The 18,561-nt window shown below is 69.3% G+C and carries 15 protein-coding genes; 10 read left to right on the top strand and 5 right to left on the bottom strand.

Annotated elements, in window-relative coordinates:
- Positions 1 to 19: 19 nt before the first annotated feature.
- A complete protein-coding gene (locus tag GKO32_RS07995) occupies positions 20 to 1,042 on the top strand; it encodes an NADPH:quinone reductase (RefSeq protein ID WP_154756150.1) in 1,023 nt (340 codons plus the stop codon).
- 78 nt (positions 1,043 to 1,120) lie between these two features.
- Positions 1,121 to 1,570, top strand: a complete 450-nt coding sequence (locus tag GKO32_RS07990; protein ID WP_154756149.1) for a group II truncated hemoglobin — start codon at positions 1,121 to 1,123, stop codon at positions 1,568 to 1,570.
- 13 nt (positions 1,571 to 1,583) lie between these two features.
- On the opposite strand, the gene ilvA is transcribed toward GKO32_RS07990, so the two are convergent.
- From ilvA to GKO32_RS07975, 3 genes are all read right to left on the bottom strand, one after another.
- Positions 1,584 to 2,828, bottom strand: coding sequence for a threonine ammonia-lyase IlvA (gene ilvA, locus GKO32_RS07985; protein WP_154756148.1), 1,245 nt, complete (start codon positions 2,826 to 2,828; stop codon positions 1,584 to 1,586).
- Positions 2,829 to 3,065: 237 nt separating this feature from the next.
- The gene (locus GKO32_RS07980; protein ID WP_154756147.1) at positions 3,066 to 4,088 is read right to left on the bottom strand and encodes a 3-isopropylmalate dehydrogenase; all 1,023 of its coding nucleotides are present in this window, start codon (positions 4,086 to 4,088) and stop codon (positions 3,066 to 3,068) included.
- Between the two features lie 36 nt (positions 4,089 to 4,124).
- Positions 4,125 to 4,985 (bottom strand): TIGR03564 family F420-dependent LLM class oxidoreductase, encoded by an 861-nt coding sequence (locus GKO32_RS07975; RefSeq protein WP_154756146.1) that lies wholly within the window; start codon positions 4,983 to 4,985, stop codon positions 4,125 to 4,127.
- A gap of 91 nt (positions 4,986 to 5,076) precedes the next feature.
- Here GKO32_RS07975 and GKO32_RS07970 point away from each other — a divergent pair, with 91 nt between their 5' ends.
- From GKO32_RS07970 to GKO32_RS07960, 3 genes are all read left to right on the top strand, one after another.
- Positions 5,077 to 5,931 carry a LysR family transcriptional regulator gene (locus tag GKO32_RS07970; protein ID WP_154756145.1) on the top strand — a complete coding sequence of 285 codons (855 nt, stop codon included), beginning with the start codon at positions 5,077 to 5,079 and terminating at the stop codon, positions 5,929 to 5,931.
- Positions 5,932 to 6,015: 84 nt separating this feature from the next.
- A complete protein-coding gene (locus GKO32_RS07965; protein ID WP_154756217.1) occupies positions 6,016 to 7,659 on the top strand; it encodes a sulfatase-like hydrolase/transferase in 1,644 nt (547 codons plus the stop codon).
- Positions 7,660 to 7,726: 67 nt separating this feature from the next.
- Positions 7,727 to 10,339: a tetratricopeptide repeat protein gene (locus GKO32_RS07960; RefSeq protein WP_154756144.1), complete on the top strand. Its 2,613-nt coding sequence runs from the start codon at positions 7,727 to 7,729 to the stop codon at positions 10,337 to 10,339.
- A gap of 6 nt (positions 10,340 to 10,345) precedes the next feature.
- Here the strand turns inward: GKO32_RS07960 and GKO32_RS07955 are convergent, their stop codons facing one another.
- Positions 10,346 to 11,173 (bottom strand): SDR family NAD(P)-dependent oxidoreductase, encoded by an 828-nt coding sequence (locus GKO32_RS07955; RefSeq protein ID WP_154756143.1) that lies wholly within the window; start codon positions 11,171 to 11,173, stop codon positions 10,346 to 10,348.
- 47 nt (positions 11,174 to 11,220) lie between these two features.
- Here GKO32_RS07955 and GKO32_RS07950 point away from each other — a divergent pair, with 47 nt between their 5' ends.
- The 4 genes from GKO32_RS07950 (at position 11,221) to GKO32_RS07935 (ending at position 14,681) form a co-directional block, all read left to right on the top strand.
- Positions 11,221 to 11,787, top strand: coding sequence for a TetR family transcriptional regulator (locus tag GKO32_RS07950; RefSeq protein WP_154756142.1), 567 nt, complete (start codon positions 11,221 to 11,223; stop codon positions 11,785 to 11,787).
- A gap of 14 nt (positions 11,788 to 11,801) precedes the next feature.
- Entirely contained in the window at positions 11,802 to 12,695 is an 894-nt protein-coding gene (locus tag GKO32_RS07945; protein WP_312867636.1) for an NAD(P)-dependent oxidoreductase, read from the top strand.
- Positions 12,696 to 12,811: 116 nt separating this feature from the next.
- A complete protein-coding gene (locus tag GKO32_RS07940; protein WP_312867635.1) occupies positions 12,812 to 13,393 on the top strand; it encodes an RNA polymerase sigma factor in 582 nt (193 codons plus the stop codon).
- Entirely contained in the window at positions 13,386 to 14,681 is a 1,296-nt protein-coding gene (locus GKO32_RS07935) for a hypothetical protein (RefSeq protein WP_154756140.1), read from the top strand. Before GKO32_RS07940 ends, GKO32_RS07935 begins: the two co-directional genes overlap by 8 nt.
- A 26-nt stretch (positions 14,682 to 14,707) precedes the next feature.
- Here GKO32_RS07935 and GKO32_RS07930 read toward each other — a convergent pair whose 3' ends face one another.
- Complete coding sequence (locus tag GKO32_RS07930; protein ID WP_154756139.1) at positions 14,708 to 15,079, bottom strand: DUF427 domain-containing protein; 372 nt, start codon at positions 15,077 to 15,079, stop codon at positions 14,708 to 14,710.
- Positions 15,080 to 15,210: 131 nt separating this feature from the next.
- Between GKO32_RS07930 and GKO32_RS07925 the strand changes: the two genes are divergently transcribed.
- Positions 15,211 to 18,561 (top strand): TM0106 family RecB-like putative nuclease, encoded by a 3,351-nt coding sequence (locus GKO32_RS07925; protein WP_154756138.1) that lies wholly within the window; start codon positions 15,211 to 15,213, stop codon positions 18,559 to 18,561.

The following is an 18,561-nucleotide window of genomic DNA, read 5'->3' as shown; positions in this document are numbered from 1 at the left end:
GTGGGTTAACGTCATCACCATGAAGGCGATCAGTTATGCGCAGACCGGCGGGCCCGAGGTGCTCCGGCTGACCGAGCGGCCCATCCCCGACCCGGGCCCCGGTGAAATCCGGGTGCGAGTGCGGGTGTCCGGTGTCAACCCGACCGACTGGAAATCCCGGCAGGGTGTCACGACCGGCGGAAAAATGGCGTTCCCGGAGATCGTGCCGAACCAGGACGGCGCCGGGATCGTCGACGCCATCGGGCCCGGCGTGACCGGATTCGAGGCGGGGCAACGGGTCTGGCTGTGGGAGTCGGCCTGGCAGCGCCCGACCGGCACCGCACAGGAGTACACCGTGCTCCCCGTCCGCAACGTGGTTCCCTTGCCGGACAACGCTTCCTTCGATCTCGGCGCGACACTCGGGGTCCCGGCCCTGACCGCGCACCGGGCACTGACCGTCACCGAGGGCGGCCCCGCGCGGCTCGCGCCGGGCGCGCTGGACGGCCGGGCCGTGCTGGTGGCCGGCGGCGCCGGCGCGGTCGGCCACGCCGCGATCGAGCTGGCGCGCTGGGCCGGCGCCGAAGTGGTCACCACGATCAGCAGTGACGAGAAGGCCACGCTGGCACGCGCGGCGGGCGCGCACCACATCGTCAACTACCGCACGGAAAACGCCGCCGAAGCGATCCGCAAGATCTTTCCCGGCGGCGCCGATCTCGTCGTGGAGGTCGCGCCCGCGGTGAACGCCGAGTTGAACGAGGCCGTGCTCGCCCAGGGTGGCACGATCGCCGTGTACGCCAACAACGGCGGGGAGTCCCTGACGCAGACCATCCGGCCGCTGATGACCTTGAATGCCCGGTACCAGTTCCTGTTGCTGTACACGATGTCGGACACCGTGAAGGCGCACGCGATCGAAGACGTGACCGCAGCCGTGGCGGCCGGCGCGCTCCGCGTCGGCGAGGAGGCGGGCTTGCCGTTGCATCGTTTCCCGCTGGCACGTACGGCCGACGCGCATGCGGCCGTCGAGGCCGGCGCCGTCGGCAAGGTCCTCATCGACATCGAGTGAGCCACGGAACGGGTCCGTCCACATGCGACGGACCAGTTCACCCGGCGATCACGGCGGCCGATGTGCGATGCTCGGTGCATGCGCCCTTCGTTGTTCGAGTTCGCCGGGGGAGAGCCCGCGTTCCTCGCGTTGGCGCGGGCGCATCATGCTCGCTGCCTCGCGGACCCGGAGTTGAACCACCCGTTCTCCCATCCCGATCAGCATCCGCTCCATGTCGAGCGGCTCGCCGCGTACTGGGCCGAAGTCATGGGCGGGCCGCCGCGCTACTCCGAGTCGTGCGGCGACCACACCGGGATGCTGGTGATGCACGCGGGCAACGGAGATATGAGTGACCTCGGTGCCCGGTTCGTTGACTGCTTCGTGCACGCGGCGGACGACGCGCAGCTGCCCGGCGACCCGGAATTCCGTGCGGCGCTGCGGGCCTACATGGAATGGGCCGTCGGACAGGTGCTCTCCTACCCGGACCGCGAAACGGTTCCCGGCGAAATGCCGATGCCGCAGTGGTCCTGGGACGGTTTGCGGCGCTGAACGCCGCCGGGTCTCAGACCAGGAAACGGAACACCGGGTCGTCGGGTGACAGCTTCTGGGCGCTCAGCGGCGACGCCTCGAGGCGGGCGAGGAGCGGGCCGAGATCGTCGGGGGCGCCGAGTTCGACGCCGACGAGCGCGGGGCCGTACTCGCGGTTGGTGCGCTTGACGTACTCGAACAAGGTGATGTCGTCGTCGGGGCCGAGGATCTGGTCGAGGAACCGGCGCAGCGCGCCCGGCTCCTGCGGGAACTCGACGAGGAAGTAGTGCTTCACCCCGCGCGAGATGAGCGCGCGTTCGATCACCTCGGCGTACCGGCTCACGTCATGGTTGCCGCCGGACACCACCGCGACCACCGTTTCGCCTTGCCGTACAACGCCTTCCGCCCGGAGTGCGGCGGTGGCCAGCGCACCGGCCGGCTCCGCGATCACACCGTCCACATCGAACAGATCGAGCATCTCCTCGCACAGCACACCTGGGTCGACCTGCCGCAGCTCGACCGGATGGTCTTCGAGCACGCCATAGGTGTGCAGACCGGCCTTGCGCACCGCCGCGCCGTCGACGAAACCGTCCAGCTCCGCGAGTTCGACCGGGCCACCTGCGGCCACCGCCGCCGCCATGCACGCCGCGCCGGCCGGTTCCACCCCGATGATCCTGGTCGCCGGGTGGTGTTTGGCGAACCACGTGGTGATGCCCGCGACCAGCCCGCCACCGCCGACCGGCACGACGACCGCGTCGGGCGCGCGGCCGAGCTGTTCCACGATCTCCCGTGCGACGGTGCCCTGCCCGGCGATGACGTCGGGGTGGTCGAACGCCGGCACCATCACGGCGCCGGACCGCGCGGCCTCCTCCCGGGCCGCGGCCGAGGCGACGTCGTAGGTGTCACCGCCGACGATGACTTCGACCCGGTCCCCACCGAGCAACGCGATGCGGTCCCGCTTCTGGCGGGGTGTGGTGCGCGGGATGAAGATCCGCGCGCGCAGGTCCAGCGCGCGGCAGGCGAATGCGACGCCCTGCGCGTGGTTGCCCGCGCTGGCGCACACCACCGTGCGGTCTCGCTGCTCGCGGTCGAGCTGGGCGAGCAGGTTGTAGGCGCCACGGAGCTTGTAGGAGCGCACGACCTGCAGGTCCTCGCGCTTGAGCCAGACGTCTGCACCGGTGCGGGCGGTGGCTCGCTGGTGTGGCTGTAGCGGCGTCCGCGCCACCACCCTGCTGAGCCGCTCGTACGCCGCGTCCACCGCGGCGGCCTCGACACCCATTCCCCGCTCCTCACCTCGTCGGACTCAGCGTATCGACCCGGGCGGTTCATGCTGCCCGCACCCGCGTGGGGACGACCAGACAGGTCAGTTCCACCTCGGCGACGCAGCAGGCGGATCAGCTTGGACATCGCGCTCGCCAGAGCGCGGGTACTCACGGTGAGTTTCATACGCCGGACGGTAGCCGAGGGGTACGACAAAAACGGGGCGGTGCGGCCGCCGCCGCACCGCCCCCGGGACTCAGGCTGCCGCAGCCGCGGCGAGACGCTCGCCGATTTCCCTTGTACCGCCAGGGTTTTCCGGGTCGCGCTTGGCCAGATCGTCACGGACGACCGACTCGATCTTCGCGGCCGCTTCGGCCTCGCCGAGGTGGTCCAGCATCAGCGCGACCGACAACACCGCGGCGGTGGGGTCGGCCTTGTCCTGCCCGGCGATGTCGGGCGCGGACCCGTGCACCGGCTCGAACATCGACGGCGACTGGCGGTCCGGGTTGAGGTTCGCGCTCGCCGCCAGCCCGATGCCACCGCACACTGCCGCGGCCAGGTCGGTGACGATGTCGCCGAACAGGTTGTCCGTCACGATCACGTCGTACCGCTCCGGATGCGTCACCAGGTGGATCATCACCGCGTCGACGTGGTTGTAGTCGACCGTGACCTCGGGGAATTCGGCGCCCACGGCGTCCACCGTGCGCTGCCACAACCCACCGGCGAACTTGAGCACGTTCGTCTTGTGCACCAGCGTGAGCCGCTTCTTCTCCCGTGACTGTGCCTTCCGGAAGGCGGCACGCACGACCCGCTCCACGCCGAACGCGGTGTTGACGCTGACCTCGGTGGCGACCTCGTTCGGCGTGGCGCGCCGCAACACCCCGCCGTTCCCGGTGTACGGCCCCTCGGTGCCCTCGCGGTAGACCACGAAGTCGATCTCGGGCGCGCCGCCCAGCGGGGTCGCCACACCCGGATACAGCTTCGCGGGCCGGAGGTTGACGTAATGGTCGAGCTCGAACCGCAGCCGCAGCAGCAGATCCCGTTCGAGCACGCCCGGCGGCACCGACGGATCACCGATGGCACCGAGCAGGATCGCGTCGTGCCCGCGGACCTCGTGCAGCACCGAGTCGGGCAGGATCTCGCCGGTGCGCAGGTATCGCGCCGCGCCGAGGTCGTAGTCGATCTTCTCGACGCCGGGCAGCACCGCGTCGAGCACGCGCAGTGCCTCCGCGGTCACGTCGATACCAATGCCGTCGCCAGGAATCACACCGAGTTTCATGCCGCCAGCCTAAAGTTTCCTTCCCAGGATACGAAATCAGGGTTCCAGCATCCGGGCGGTCGAAGTGACGAGGTCCACGACTCGCGGCCGGTCCCCGAGCGGAGCCACCACCAGGTCGGTCAGGCCGGCGTCGGCGAATCGCTGGATCTCCCGCAGCACCACCTCTTCCGAACCGGCGATGAGCGTGTCCGCCGGGCTGGAGATTCCGCCGCGATCGAGAATCGCCCGATATGCGGAGAGGGTGCCGATGGGTTCGGTTTCGCGGGCGAACTGTTCCCGGACGCCGTCGGGGTCGTTGGTGACCGCCACCATCACACCCGCGGCCACCCTGGCGCCCTCATGCAGGCGCGGCACGAGGTAATCGGAAACGGTGTCCGGGCGAATCCACACCGCGATCGTGCCGTCGGCCAGATCACGGGCGACTTCCAGCATTCGCGGCCCCAGCGCGGCGATCAGCACCGGCGGCGGGTCGGCCTGGATCGTCAGCGCGGTGTCGACGGTGAAGAACTCGCCGGAGTGCTTGACGTGCTCGCCGCGCAGCAACGGGCGCAGCACCTCCAGGTACTCGCGGGTGTGCCGGGCCGGTGCGGTGTACGGAAGGCCGTACTGGCCGGTGATGACCTGCGGGTGACTGGGGCCGATGCCGAGGGTGAACCGCCCACCGCTGAGCGCCTGCAAGGTCAGTGCCTGGTCGGCCAGCACGGCCGGGTGCCGAGGGTAGGTCGGGATGACCGACGTCCCCAGTTCCTGCGTGCCGCCCACCGTACCGAGGGCGAGCAGCGCATCCCAGCCGCCGGGTAACTGGTTCGTCCACAAGCTGTCCGCGCCTTTGGCGGCGGCCACATCCGCCTGGAACTGTTCGGGGGTAGCGGTGGGCAGCTGAATTCCGATTCGCATGCACCAAGTCTTCGCGCCCACCCGGAACCGACCCAGACTCACTTCGCCCGCGCAGCGATAAGATCGAGTGATCATCGCAGGTGGAGGGTGGATGGAGCTGCGGGCGCTGCATTATTTCGTCACCGTCGCCGAGGAGTTGCACTTCGGGCGCGCGGCCGAACGTCTCGGCATCGTGCAGCCCGCCGTGAGCCAGCAGGTGGCGCGGCTGGAACGGGAACTGGGGGTGCGGCTGCTCGACCGGTCGCCGCGGACCGTCCGGCTCACCGACGCCGGGCGGCGGGTGCTGGGCGCGGCGCGCGAGGCGCTACGGGCGGCCGACCAGGTCCGGGTCGTCGCGGAGACACCGGTGCCCATGGTCCGGATCGGCACCGCGCCCGGGCTCGCCTCCCGGCTCGAACGCGGTATCGAGACATTGCAGGCACTTGCGCCCGATTTCACCCCGGTGCTCGTCGAGCTCCCCATTGCCGAGCGGCTGAAAGCCTTGCGGGACGGGGAAATCGACCTCACGCTGGCTCGGGGTATGCGCAGCGCGGCCGGGCTCCGAGTGCTGCAGTCATGGTCTGAACCACTGCGCGCGGTGCTGTCGGCCCGGCATCCGCTGGCCGGGCGGGAGTCCGTCACCTTGCGCGAGCTGGCGGGTTTCGTCCTCCGCCTGCCCACGCGGGAGGTCGATCCGCCGCTGCACGACGCCGTCACGGCCGCGTTCCGCGACGCCGGTGTCCGGCCGCGGCTCGGGCGCCCGGCGGACACGACGCAGAACCTGCTCGTCGAGATCGGGTCGGCTCCGGACACGTTGGCTGTGCTGCCCACGGACGAGATCACGGAATCCAAGCGGCTGCGCTCGATCCCGCTCGACCCGCCGGTCGCGGTCACCGGCGTCGTACTCGGCCGGGACGACGGCACGTTCGCCGAGTGCGCTGCCCCCGTCGTCAAGGCCTTCGCCTAGCTGAACCATCACGGCAGCGGCCTCGTGTAGCAAGTGACCGTCCCGACGGAAGGACCTCCGGTGTCGTTGCTGACGCGTGTGCCCATGGAACCGGTCGCGCTCGAAGAGCCCGGGCGGGGCAGGCGCATCGTGGGGCGCGTGCTCACCGCGCTGGCGGTGGTGCTCGTGCTGGGCGCACTGCTCGTCCCGGATCAGCTGAGCCGGTTCTCCGTGCTGGCGTTCCTGCGGCTCCCGGTGGAAGCCATTGCCGGGGTGGGGCTGGCGCTGCTGTTGCCGCCGCGGCCGAGGCGGATCGTGGCCGCGGTTTTCGGCGCGGGGCTGGGACTCGTGCTGATCGTGAAGCTCGCCGACATCGGCTTCTTCATCGCCTTCGACCGGCCGTTCAACCTCGTGTTCGACTGGAGTTTCCTGCCACCGGCGGTCGGGCTGGTCGAGGACTCGGCGGGCAAAGTGGCCGCGATCGCCGCGGCGGTGGGGGTGTGCCTGCTCGTCGTCGCACTGCTGGTCCTGACGGCGCTCGCGGCGATGCGGCTCGCGCGGATCACCGCCGGGCACCGGAAAACGGCCGGCGGCACCGCGGCCGTGCTCGGCGTGGTGTGGATCGTGTGCGCGGTGACGGCACTCCAGTTCGAGGCGGGTGAACCGGTCGCCGCGCGCACCGCGGCTTCGCTGGTGTACCACGACGGGCGCCAGGTGCTTGCCGATCTTCACGACCACACGGCGTTCGAGCAGGAGCTGGCGACCGACGCCTACCGGAACACCCCGCCGCAGGGGTTGCTGACCGGGTTGCGCGGCAAGAACGTGCTGCTGACGTTCGTCGAGAGCTACGGGCGGGTCGCGGTGCAGGACTCGGACATCGCGCCCGGTGTCGACGCGCTGCTCGACAACGGCACGAATTCCTTGCGGGCGGCCGGATTCGATGCGCGCAGCGGGTTCCTCACGTCGTCGACAACCGGCGGCGGCAGCTGGCTCGCACACTCCACATTGGAGTCGGGAACCTGGGTCAACAACCAGCAGCGCTACAACACTCTTGTCGGCAGTGACCGGCTGACGTTGGCGAAGGCGTTCGGCAACGCCGGCTGGCGCACGGTCGCGGACGAACCGGCGAACATGGCCGACTGGCCGGAAGGCGCGTTCTACGGCTACCGGCAGGTCTACGACGCCCGCAACGTCGGCTACCACGGGCCGAGCTTCTCCTACGCGACGATGCCCGACCAGTTCACGATGAAAATGTTCCACGACAACGAACTCGCGAAGCCGGGGCATCCGCCGGTGATGTCGGAGATCGTGCTGGTGTCCAGTCACTGGCCGTGGGCTCCGCTGCCGCGGATGGTCGGCTGGGACCAGGTCGGTGACGGATCGGTCTACCAGCCGATGCCCGCTCAGGGCAGGCAGCTGCCGGAGGCGTGGTCGTCACCGGCGAACACCCGTGCCGCGTATGGGGATTCCATCCAGTACTCACTGAGCACGCTGATCTCGTACCTGCAGACCTACGGCGACGAGAACACGGTGCTGGTGTTCCTCGGCGACCACCAGCCGAACACCGCCGTCACCGGCAGCGAAGGTGCAAGCCGCGACGTGCCGATCACGATCGTGGCGAAGGATCCCAAGGTGCTGGACCGGATTTCGAGCTGGGGCTGGACTCCGGGACTGCGGCCCGACCCGAAGGCGCCCGTCTGGCCGATGGATGCTTTCCGTGACCGATTCCTGTCCGCGTTTTCTCAATAGCATCCTGTAACGGGCAGCGCCCGCATTCCGTTGTCAGAGAGGACGCGGAAATGGGGTGTGCCCGGCGATGCCGAGGAAATCGAGGCCTGTCACCGAGCCGGCGGAGTTGCCGGAGCCGCACAGGGTGCGCTGGTGGCTGGCGCTGGCGGCGTTCCTGGCGGCGGCCGTGGCGCTGTTCACCGTTCCGTACTTTCTTTCCTGGCCCGGCCGCCCGGGTTCGGGCGCGACGGTTTCCACCACCGTGACCTGGACGTTGGTGCAGGCGACCTGTATCACCGCGCTGCTCGTACTCGCCCTCTACAGCGTCGGACGCGGCAGGCTGGAGCACGACGCCTATCACGCGCTGCGGATATCGGTCGAAGTCTTCGGCAACTCCGACGGCGATTGCGGGGTGCCCGCACTGGAACTCACCGCGGGCTTCAAACGCGAGCTCGGTAATTCGCGGCTGTACCGGCCGACCGCGGTGCCGGGTTCGGTGTCCTCATACGACTTCATCACGATCGTCGAAACCGCGGGCGACGGCGCGAGCAACGGGCTGTGGAAGGTACTGGCCCGGCTGGTGCGGCTGGGCAGCCCGCCGTGCGCCTATTCGGTCAAGGGCACCGTCCTGCCACCGGGACAGGGGCCGGTGACCACCCACCGGCTACTGATCGAACTGGTGCGCCTGCCCAATTTCGCCGCCAGCCCGCTGGTCATCGAGGACACCAGCTGGGAGCGGGTGCTCGAGCGCGCGGCGAGTTCCGTCGCCGCGCTCGTGATGCCCCGCAGCGAGTTCTGCAACAGCGCGCACTGGTCGGCGTGGCGTGGCGCCGCCATTCCCCCGGAACTGTTCGACGCCTACCAGCGCGCACACCATTTCCGCACCGAGCGCCGCTACGACGAGGCACTCGCGGAGTACCACCGTGCGCTGGAATACGACCCGACGAATGTCTACATCAGACTCGAGATCGGTTATCTACAGGAACAACTCGATCTGTTTCTCGACGCGCTGGTCACCTACGACGACATCATCATCATTTGCAGCCGGAGCGATCCGGTGCTCGCGGACTGGTGGAACACCGACGATTTCGCGATCGAGAACTCGCCGCGCGCCGGTGATTTCGAAACCGCCAAACTGCTCGCCCGGTTCCGGCACGCGACCGTGCTGGGCCAGGGTGACTGGGTGGCCGAGCAGTGGTGGCGGCGCGAGGAGGGCTGCGCGCATCCGGCGCACTGGAGCCGGCGCGAAACTCAGCGCGCCCACCTGCGCCGGGTGATCAGCCGCCGGTTCGACCACCGGTACCACGATATCGACGAGCTCACGGATCGTGACAGCGTGCTGGCGATTCCGGCACCGGGGGCCAGACAGGACGACAGCAAGTCCCACGCCATCGAGCTGCGTTCATATCTGTGCGCGCTTTCGCAATACGAATTGGAACGGCTCCGGTACGACTATTATCCGAGTTCCTTTTTCAAGCGGCGCCCGACCCGGCATGTGGCCGACGTCCTTTCGCAGAATTCGGTGAAGGTGGCGTTGGCCTGGATCGCGTTGCGGCGGGGAATGGCGTTCGCCGGCGCGGGCAAGCCGGGTGTGGCGCTGGGCCAGTTGTTCACCAAGGTGGAGCCGATTCCGGAAATCCTGGCGCTCTACGACGCCGGGCAGTGGCCACCGCCGTCCACGGCGTTGAAAAGCGCGGTGGAGGCGACGTTGTCCAAGCGCCTCAACGGTTCGACGTGGCACGAGCACTACAACGCCGCCTGCGCCTATGCGGTCGCCCTGCTGCCGACGGACCGGTTCGACGAAACCGACCAGGGACCCGATCTCGATCGCGGCGAACGGGAGAACATCGCCAAGTTGGCGGTGCGGGAGCTGTACCGGGCGGCGGCGGGCAGTCACACCGGCTTCATCGCGAAGGTGCGTGACTTCGCGCTTTCCGAAGACCCGGACCTTGCGGCGTTGCGTGGCCAGCCGGCTTTCCGCAATTTCGAGATGGTCACCTTCGCGCTGCCGCGGCCCGCGTCGCTGCGCCCGACGCGGCTGCATGTGTGGGAACAGCTGGTGTACATGGGCTCGCTGGTGCACGCGGCCGCACAGTGCCTGGCCCAGATCTGGGAGGGCGTCACCCCGGAACAGCATCACGATGTGCGCTTGGCTCGCGAGCTGTATGCGACGGAAGACGAGGCGTGGAAACAGATCCAGGACCTGGCCGTCAACCGGCGCGACTGGCTGACCAGGACCGGCACCATCGTCAAACTGCGGAAGCTTGCGCGCAAGTACGGATTCGGCGAGCGTGTCGTGCGTTATCCGCTCTACAGCGACGAAATGCTGTTCCGGACGTATGAAGGTTTTGCCGGCGGGGATGCGCTGCGTGGCGTCCGGGAAGGCGCGGAAGGCATCGCGTTGATCAACGAGGTCGCCGGTGCGCATATCCGAGGCTGCGAGAACCGGATGGACGAACTCGCCGAGCTTTTCCGCGATCCCGCACCAGCGGCCGACGCCTGCCCGAACCGGCCGCTGCGCGCGCCGAACATCACGCGGCCACCGAGGGAGGAACGGCAGTTGGGCAAGTGGTTCCAGCCGTCTTCGCGCGCCCGGCTGTGGGCGGCGCTGGCGAACTGGTTCGACGACGGCATTCTCGACGAACCGGCTGCCGAGCGCGCCAGGACGTTCAAGGAGCGGCTGGCACAGGCCGGGATCTGAGCCGGGTCAGGCGAGTAGTTCCTCGGAACGCTCCCAGAGCCGGCGGGCCAGTTCCGCATCGAGGGCCTGCGGGTTGTTCCGCTTGGCGGGTTTGCCTTTTTCGTAGTAGGCGCCGGAAACCCAGTCGGTGCCGGGCGTGCCGGTGGCGAGCCACACCAGCTGTCCGGCACCTTGGTCCGGGGAGGCCAGGAACATCCGGGCGAGGCGAGTGCCGGCGAAGTATTTCAGGAAACTCTCGGACTCCCGGCCGAAGTTGGACGCGACACCTCCCGGGTGGAAGGCGGCCGCGGAGACGCCCTGCTCGTGGTAGCGGCGGTGCAGTTCCTTGGTGAACAGGATGTTCTCGAGTTTCGCCGTGCCGTATGCCCGCATCGCGCTGAAATCCCGGTCGTGGTCGAGATCGTCGAGGACGAGCTTACCGCTCAAGCGTGCGACGGCACTCGAGGTCTGGATCACCGTCGCCTTGCTGGCAACGAGCGTGTCCATCAGCTGCCGGGTGAGCAGGAACGGCGCGAGATGGTTGATCTGGAAGGTCTTCTCGAATCCGTCGACGGTCTTGGTGCGGTCGCCGAAGAGGCCACCGGCGTTGTTGGCGAGCACCTCAATGCGGGGGTAGGCGGCGGTCAGGTCCGCCGCGAGCTTGCGGACGTCGTCGAGACGGCTGTAGTCGGCGACGTAATGGTCCGCGCCGAGTTCGGCGGCGACGGCCGCTGTCTTCTGCGGCGAGCGGCCGATGACGACGACCCGATGGCCGTCTCGATGGAGCCGGCGAGCCGCGGCGGCGCCGATGCCGTCGCTGGCGCCGGTGATGACGATGGTCTTTGCTGGAGCCATGGCGCCAGCGTAGGCAGCCAGATCTCCGGGAGCGGGCGCGCCGGGCCGTGCGGACGGAGATCGCCAAGGCCGCCGAGGTGATGTTCATCGAGCGCGGTTTCGAGGCCACCACCATCGAGGACATCGCATCGGCCGCCGGCATGTCACCGCGCAGCGTCTTCCGTTACTTCGCCGTCAAGGAGGAGATCGTCCTCGGCAAGTTCGACGGCATCATGGAGGAAAGGCTCGCCGTCCTGCATGAGCGCCCGGCCCGTGAGCCCGTCTGGACGTCCCTGCACCGCATGTTCGGCGTACTCGTCGGCGGTACGCAGGCGCCGGGGCGCGAGCAGGTGGCGGAGGAAGTCCACCGGATGGTTTTCCAGACCCCCGCGTTGTTCGCCGCCTATCTGCAGAAGCTCCAGTACCTGCAGGACGCCGTCGTCACCGAACTGCTGAGCCGTGCCGAACAGGCCGGAAAGCCTTACGCCATGGACGATCCGACCCCGCGCGCGGTGACCGCCGCGGCGTTCGGCTGCCTCATGGCCGCGCACCACGCGTGGCTCGCCTCCGGCGCCGAGGCCTCCTTCGCCGACGCGGTCGATCGCGCCATGGCAACAGTTGGTCCTCGCGCCTGACCGGTCTATGACAGTTGTCATATAGACTGAGGGGTATGAAGGTCGGGTTTCTCGGGCTCGGGGTGATGGGTGCGCCGATGGCGCTCAACCTGGTGCGGGCCGGTACTGAGCTTGTGGCGTGGAACCGCACCGCGGCCAAGGCCAGGCCGTTGCGCGCGGCCGGGGCGCAGGTCGCCACCACACCGGCGGAAGTGTTTGGCCAGGCCGAAATCGTGCTGATGATGCTCGCTGACGAAGGCGCGACGGACGCCGCGCTCGGGCGGGGTACACCGGAGTTCGCGCGCCTCGCGGGCGGGCACACGATCGTCCACATGGGAACGACCTCGCCCGGGTATTCACGCCGGCTCGCGGCCGACGTCGGTACCGCGGGCGGGGACTACGTCGAAGCGCCGGTGTCCGGCTCGCGTAAACCGGCCGAGGCGGGCGAACTCGTCGGAATGCTCGCCGGGGACGAGGCCGCCGTCGCGCGGGTGCGTCCGCTGCTGGCGCCGATCTGCGCGGAAACCGTGGTGTGCGGCCAGGTTCCGGACGCGCTGACGATGAAGCTCGCCGTGAACCTCTACCTCATCACGATGGTCACCGGGCTCGCCGAGGCGACCCATTTCGCCCAGCGGCACGGCCTCGACCTCGAGCGGTTCCGTTCGGTGCTCGACGCCGGGCCGATGGCCAGCCCGGTGTCGAAGGTCAAGGTGCACAAGCTCGTCACGAACGATTTCACCGTGCAGGCCTCGATCACCAACGTCCTGGAGAACAACCGGCTCATCGCCGAAGCCGCGCACAATTCCGGTGTCGCGGCGCCGTTGCTGGACATCTGCCATGCGCTCTACGGCGAAACCCTTGCGATGGGCCATGGCGAGCAGGACATGGCGGCGGTGGTCCGGGCGATCGAGGCGCGCACAGAAGGCTGACCCTCGCGACCGGCAGTACGTGAAGTGGATCACATAACTGGCGAATTCTGCAACGGCGGCCGACGGGCGACCACAAGACGCACGTGACGACCACATTGCCAGGGAGAGGAGGATGGGTGCCTCCGGCCGGGTCCGCGCACGACCACTCGGCGTGGACCGACGGCGAACTGTGGTACCTGATCTCCTACGGCGACCACGACGCCTTCGCCGCACTCTACGACCGCCACGCGCAGGCGATCTGGAACTACGCGTGCCGCTTGGCGGGCTCGTCGCCCGCCGCCGAGGACCTGCTGGCGACGACCTTCATGACTGCATGGCAGCGCAGGCGAGAGGTCCGGCTCATCCGGGACAGCGCGCTGCCGTGGCTCTACACGGTCACCGCCAACCTGTCTCGCCAGGAACACCGCCGGCGACGGAGGTTCCTGCGCATAGCCCCGAAACTGGTCAGCGAACCAACGCCCGATCACGCCGAAAAGATCAGTGACGACAACGCGGTGCGGCAGCGGTTGCACCGGGTGCTCGCCGCGATCGACGAACTGCCTCCAGCGGAGCAGGAAGCCGTGAAGATCTGCCTGCTCGGCGAGATGACCACCGCGGACGCGGCGGAGCTGCTCGGCGTTTCCGAAACCGGCATTCGCTCCCGCCTGTCCCGCGCCCGCGCTCGCCTCCACAAACTCACCGAGGACACCAATGAATGACCTGTTCGACCTGCCGTCCGAGCGCCCGCTCCCCGACGCGGTGCGCATCCGAGCCCGGCAGCGCGTCTTGAACGGGATACGACAGGACCACGGACGCGGGCGCTGGGCCATGGTGGCGGCCGCCGTGGTGATCCTCGCGCTCGTGGTGAGCGCCGGTTCTTTCGCCATCAGGCAGGGAGACTCCCGCCCGGTGGGCGAGTCCGGACCTCCACCCACAGGAAACACCTGGCTCACACCGGACGAGCAATACGAAGTGCAGCGCGGTGTCGCTCCGCCCGCCGTCGCCGCCCGGTGTGCGGCGCAACGGCCCGCGGAAGCGGTTCGCTGGCAACCGCTGCTGACCGCGTCGCTGCACGGCGTCACCGTGGTCGCGTTCGCCACGTCAGAGGGGCCTGTGTTTTGTGAAACGACTCCGGCGACCGTGACCGTGTCCGCACCGGCGGGCGGCGACACGGGCGGCGACGTGCGGGCGACGTTCATCTCGAGCCTCGGCACCGTCGCCGGGGTGATGAACCCTCAGTTCACGACGCTGTCCGTCGGGCCCGGCGCCGGGTCCGCCGAGCGGAGCCTGGCGGGAGTCGAGAACGGCGTGTTCGTCGTGCCCAACGGGCTGCCTCGCGGCTCGCGTGGGCTCACCTTTTACGTCGGAGGTTCGCCGAAGGCCCAGGGCGGCGCCAGGTCGGTTCCGCCGGGCGCGATTCCGGCGGCTGTCCCGGCAGTCACCGACCGGCCCGGCACACCTGGCGAGCGCTCCACCCCGGACGGGCGCCGCCTCGACGACTGCTTCGCCCGTTCGCCCTTTCCCGTGGCCGACGCAGCCGACTGGCAGCCGACCTATTCGCAGGCCCTGAATGAGCACGAGACCGCGCAACTCGGCAAGTACGGAAGCCTGCTGGCGATCTGCATCATCGACGACTCGCCGCGCGGCTCCGGTGTGCGGCTCAAGATCGACGACGAGACGGCGGGCAACGGTTTCCGCGACCACGAAGCGACACCCGGTCCGCTGCTCTTCACCACTAGCGTGTTCTATGCCTTCCGCGGCAAGCCTTCCGGGGCGAGCGTGAGCGACACTGTCGCCGTGGCGGGCATGACCAAGTCGCCGAACGTGGTGTCGGTGAGCCTGTCCCGCCGGGAGTCCGCGCCGGTCCAGTCGCCGGTGCACAACGGCACCTTCCTGCTGCCCGACGTCGACCTCGGCGAAAAAGTACCTGGCGCCGAGCCGACCAGCACCATCACCGCCTACGACGCGCAGGGCCAGGTCCTCGGCACGACGGTCATCTCGTTGTGAGAAGGCCGCACAGCGCCGGCTTCGGTTCAGCTCTCGACGGTGATCTCCACTTTGTCGGGATAGAACGCGACATGCGAGGCGATGTTCGCGACGGCGTCGTACGGCTGCTCGTAGGTCCACACCGCGTCGGTCAGCTCCTGCTCCGCGACGACGACGCTGTAGTAGCCGGCGTCGCCCTTGTACGGGCAGTACGTCGTGGTGTCACTGGAGCGCAGCACGCTCGGGTCCACATCGGACAGTGGGATGTACTGCACCGGCGGGTAGTTCGCCTCGCGCAGGGTCAGAGCCGAGGTGCTCTCGGCGATCACCTTTCCGCCGGCCCTGACCACGACCCGCCCCTCGGTCGGTTCGACCGTGATCGGATGCGTTTCGTCGGGGATCTTGACGGTGCGTGTCATCGGATGCCTTTCGTCGGGTGTGGCGTTCCCCTTCGATTGTGCCCGCAAACTCCAGGCGGGTGCCGGGTTCTTCGGGACCGCCAGCGTGTCCTGGGCCTCGCGCCGCGTGCCGGGTGTCAGACTTCCCGGCGATGCACACGCCCTCGGACCTCGCCGACCTGCTCGAATGCGAGCACCGCAGCATGCTCACCCAGGCCTACGCCGCCGGCCTGCCCGGCGCGCCCCGCCCGCGGGCCGGCGGTGATCCGCTCGCCGTCAAGCACGGGCAGGCGCATGAACGGGCGACGCTGGAGGTGTTCCGGCGTGAGCGGCCCGGCCTCGTGGAGATCGACTTCCGTGATCGCGAAACCGCCGCGGCCGCAACGGAACGGGCGCTGCGCGCCGGCGCAGCCGTGATCTACCAGGCGGTTTTCGACGACGGCGAGTTCACCGGCCGCGCCGATTTCCTGGTGCGGGACGACGAGGGCCGGTACGAGGTGTACGACACGAAACTCGCCCGCCACGCCAGGCCGTCGGCGGTGCTGCAGGTCGCGGCATATGCCGACGCGTTGCGTCGCGGCGGCTGGCCCGCCGGGCCGCACCTGCATCTGCTGCTCGGCGACGGCAGCACGACCAGCCTGCGGGCCGACGACTTCCTGCCGCTGCTGCACCGGTTACGCGCCAAGCTCGTCGCGCGCACGCCGCGGTTGCCCGACCGGCTGTGGTCGGACGAGCGCCCGGCGTGCGCCGGCTGCGGCTTCGCCGAGCACTGCGCGGCGGGCCGCGAAGCCGGCCGTGACCTGTCTCTCGTCGCCGGGATACGGGGCGACCAGCGCCGGAAGCTCGCCGAGGCCGGTCTGCCGACGATCGACCGCCTGGCCACCGCGGCACCGCAGGACCGGCCGCGTGACATGTCCGAGCGCACCTTCACGGCGCTGCGTGCGCAGGCCGTGATCCAGGTCCGCCAGGACACCACCGGTGAGATCAGCTACGAGATCGTCGATCCGGACCCGCTCGCCGCGCTGCCCGCTGCCCGGCCGGGGGACGTTTTCTTTGACATGGAAGGGGATCCGTACGCGCTGGGCGGTGCGGGCCTGGAGTACCTCTTCGGCGCGGTGGACTCCCGCGCCGAGTTCACCCCGTTCTGGGCGCATTCCCGCGACGACGAGAAGCGCGCCTTCGAGCAGTTCGTCGACTTCGCGAGCGCCCGTCTGGCCGAAGATCCCGAAGCGCATATCTACCACTACGCACCGTACGAGGTCACCGCGCTCAAGCGGCTCGCCGCGCTGCACGGCACGCGCGAGGAAGAGGTGGACGACCTGCTGCGCCGCGGTGTGCTCGTTGATCTGTATGCCGTGGTGCGCAAGGCTTTGCGGGTCTCGCAGCGGTCGTATTCGATCAAGTACCTCGAACCGCTGCACATGCCGTCCACTCGGGACGGTGAGGTGAAGACGGCGGCGTCGAGCATCGAGGCGTACGAGGAGTACCTGACGCTGGAGAACCTCGGCGAACGTGCACAGGCCGCCGAGGTGCTGCGTGGGATCAGTGACTACAACGAATACGACTGCGTCTCGACCCTCCGCCTGTTCGAGTTCCTGCACGAGATTCGCAAAAAGGCCGGTATAGCGCCGAAGTCCGTCGTCGAAGAGTCCGAAGTGGACGCTTTGCTGCGTGACACCTCGGACCGGCTCGCGGCCGAACGCCGCGCGGAACGTGCCGAGCAGCTTGCGAAACTGGTGGACGCGCTGCAGAACTCCGGTGACGAGACGGGCGCGTTGCTTGCCGCATCGGTCGGCTACCACCGGCGCGAGACCAACCCGGCGTGGTGGGAATTCTTCCGCCAGCTCGCCGCTCCGCTGAGCGATCTCGAGGCCGACACCACGTGCGCCGTGCCGGTCTCGGCCGACCCGGGAGCGTGGGTGCCGCCGTCAGGCCGGGCCAAGCTGGCGAAGCGGACCCTGACCTTCTCCTGTGATCCGGACCGGCCGCACCCGTTCACCGCCGGGGACCAGGTCCGGCTCCGGTACGGCGGAGAAGCCCGCGATGCGCGGGTGGTCGCCGCGTCGGCGGAGGAGCTGATGGTGGAAGAAAGTTGCCCCGTCGGCGAAACGGCGGCGACGCTGCCCGAGGCGGTGCTGCCGGGCAGTCCTGTCCGGCCCGCGCCGAAGGACGAAGCGGTGGCCGAGCTCGCCCAGTACGTGGTGGACCGGCTGCCCGAGCTACCCGCGCACCCCGGCCTCGATCTCTTGCGCCGCAGCGCACCCCGGCTCCGTGGCGGCCGCGCGTTGCCCGATCCTGGCGAGGATCTGGTGCGGACGGTCATCGAAGCGGTGGACGCGCTTGACGGGTCCACGCTCGCCGTGCAGGGCCCGCCCGGCGCCGGAAAGACTTACCTGGCAGGCAAACTCATCGCACACCTGGTGCGGGCGGGCAAGACCGTGGCCGTGACGTCGAACAGCCACAAGGCGGTGGAGAACGTGCTCACCGCGGCGAAGGCGAATGCGCCGGGGCTGCCGTGTGCCAAGCGCCCGCGCAAGGCGCCCGACCCCCAGCAGCCGTGGGACCAGCCGAAGACCAACGACGCGCTGGCCCGGTGGCGTACCGAGCACGACGAAGGGCATCTGGTCGGCGGTACCGCGTGGACCTTCGCCAACACCGCGCTCCGCGCCGAACCGTTCGACGTGCTGATCATCGACGAGGCCGGTCAGTTCGCGCTCGCCGACGCGCTCGCCGTGTCGACGGCGGCGAAAAACCTTGTGCTGCTGGGAGATCCGCAGCAGCTGCCGCAGGTCGTGCAGGGCACCCATCCGGCCGGGGCGGCGGCGTCCGCGCTCGGGCATCTGCTCGGCGACGCCGACGTCATCCCGCCGGAGCTGGGGTATTTCCTCGACCAGAGCCGGCGGATGCATCCCGATGTGTGCGCGCCGGTTTCGCGCCTTTCGTATGCGGGCCTGCTGCACGCGCACCCCTCGGCGGCGGCGCGCGGAATCGAGGGGCTGCGGTCCGGGCTGCACCTGCTGGAGGTGGCGCACCGGGGCAACACCACGCGTTCGGTGGAGGAGGCCGCCGCGGTGGTCGAGCTGGTATCCACTGTGCATGGTCGCGTGTGGACGGACGAGCGCGGCCGTCGTTCGTTGTCGGACAAGGACTTTCTCGTGGTCGCGCCGTACAACCTGCAGGCCAGGGTGGTCAGCCGTGAACTGGAGCGGGCCGGGTTCGCCGGCGTGCGGGTGGGCACGGTGGACCGGTTCCAGGGGCAGGAGGCGCCGGTGGTGATCGCGACGATGACCTCGTCCTCGGCCGTCGATCTGCCGCGCGGGCTCGACTTCCTGCTGTCGCGCAACCGGCTCAACGTGGCACTGTCGCGGGCGCAGGCGCTCGCTGTGCTGGTGTGCTCGCCACGGCTCGTCGAGGCCGACATCCGCACTGTCGAACAGCTGCGGCTGGTGTCCGGCATGGTCGGCCTGATGAACTCCGCGGTGCCGTGGAGCGCTCCCGGTTGA

The organism is Amycolatopsis pithecellobii (assembly GCF_009707865.1).
Taxonomy (GTDB): domain Bacteria; phylum Actinomycetota; class Actinomycetes; order Mycobacteriales; family Pseudonocardiaceae; genus Amycolatopsis_E; species Amycolatopsis_E pithecellobii.
The sequence above is the reverse complement of the archived record's forward strand: the minus strand, read 5'-3'. Positions and strand labels throughout refer to the sequence as shown.

Excerpts from the sequence above, each read along its gene's own strand:
- GKO32_RS07995 (WP_154756150.1), top strand. The coding sequence starts at position 20 with ATGAAGGCGATCAGTTATGCGCAGACCGGCGGGCCCGAGGTGCTCCGG.
- GKO32_RS07990 (WP_154756149.1), top strand. The coding sequence starts at position 1,121 with ATGCGCCCTTCGTTGTTCGAGTTCGCCGGGGGAGAGCCCGCGTTCCTC.
- ilvA (WP_154756148.1), bottom strand. The coding sequence starts at position 2,828 with ATGGGTGTCGAGGCCGCCGCGGTGGACGCGGCGTACGAGCGGCTCAGC.
- GKO32_RS07980 (WP_154756147.1), bottom strand. The coding sequence starts at position 4,088 with ATGAAACTCGGTGTGATTCCTGGCGACGGCATTGGTATCGACGTGACC.
- GKO32_RS07975 (WP_154756146.1), bottom strand. The coding sequence starts at position 4,985 with ATGCGAATCGGAATTCAGCTGCCCACCGCTACCCCCGAACAGTTCCAG.
- GKO32_RS07970 (WP_154756145.1), top strand. The coding sequence starts at position 5,077 with ATGGAGCTGCGGGCGCTGCATTATTTCGTCACCGTCGCCGAGGAGTTG.
- GKO32_RS07965 (WP_154756217.1), top strand. The coding sequence starts at position 6,016 with ATGGAACCGGTCGCGCTCGAAGAGCCCGGGCGGGGCAGGCGCATCGTG.
- GKO32_RS07960 (WP_154756144.1), top strand. The coding sequence starts at position 7,727 with ATGCCGAGGAAATCGAGGCCTGTCACCGAGCCGGCGGAGTTGCCGGAG.
- GKO32_RS07955 (WP_154756143.1), bottom strand. The coding sequence starts at position 11,173 with ATGGCTCCAGCAAAGACCATCGTCATCACCGGCGCCAGCGACGGCATC.
- GKO32_RS07935 (WP_154756140.1), top strand. The coding sequence starts at position 13,386 with ATGAATGACCTGTTCGACCTGCCGTCCGAGCGCCCGCTCCCCGACGCG.
- GKO32_RS07930 (WP_154756139.1), bottom strand. The coding sequence starts at position 15,079 with ATGACACGCACCGTCAAGATCCCCGACGAAACGCATCCGATCACGGTC.
- GKO32_RS07925 (WP_154756138.1), top strand. The coding sequence starts at position 15,211 with ATGCACACGCCCTCGGACCTCGCCGACCTGCTCGAATGCGAGCACCGC.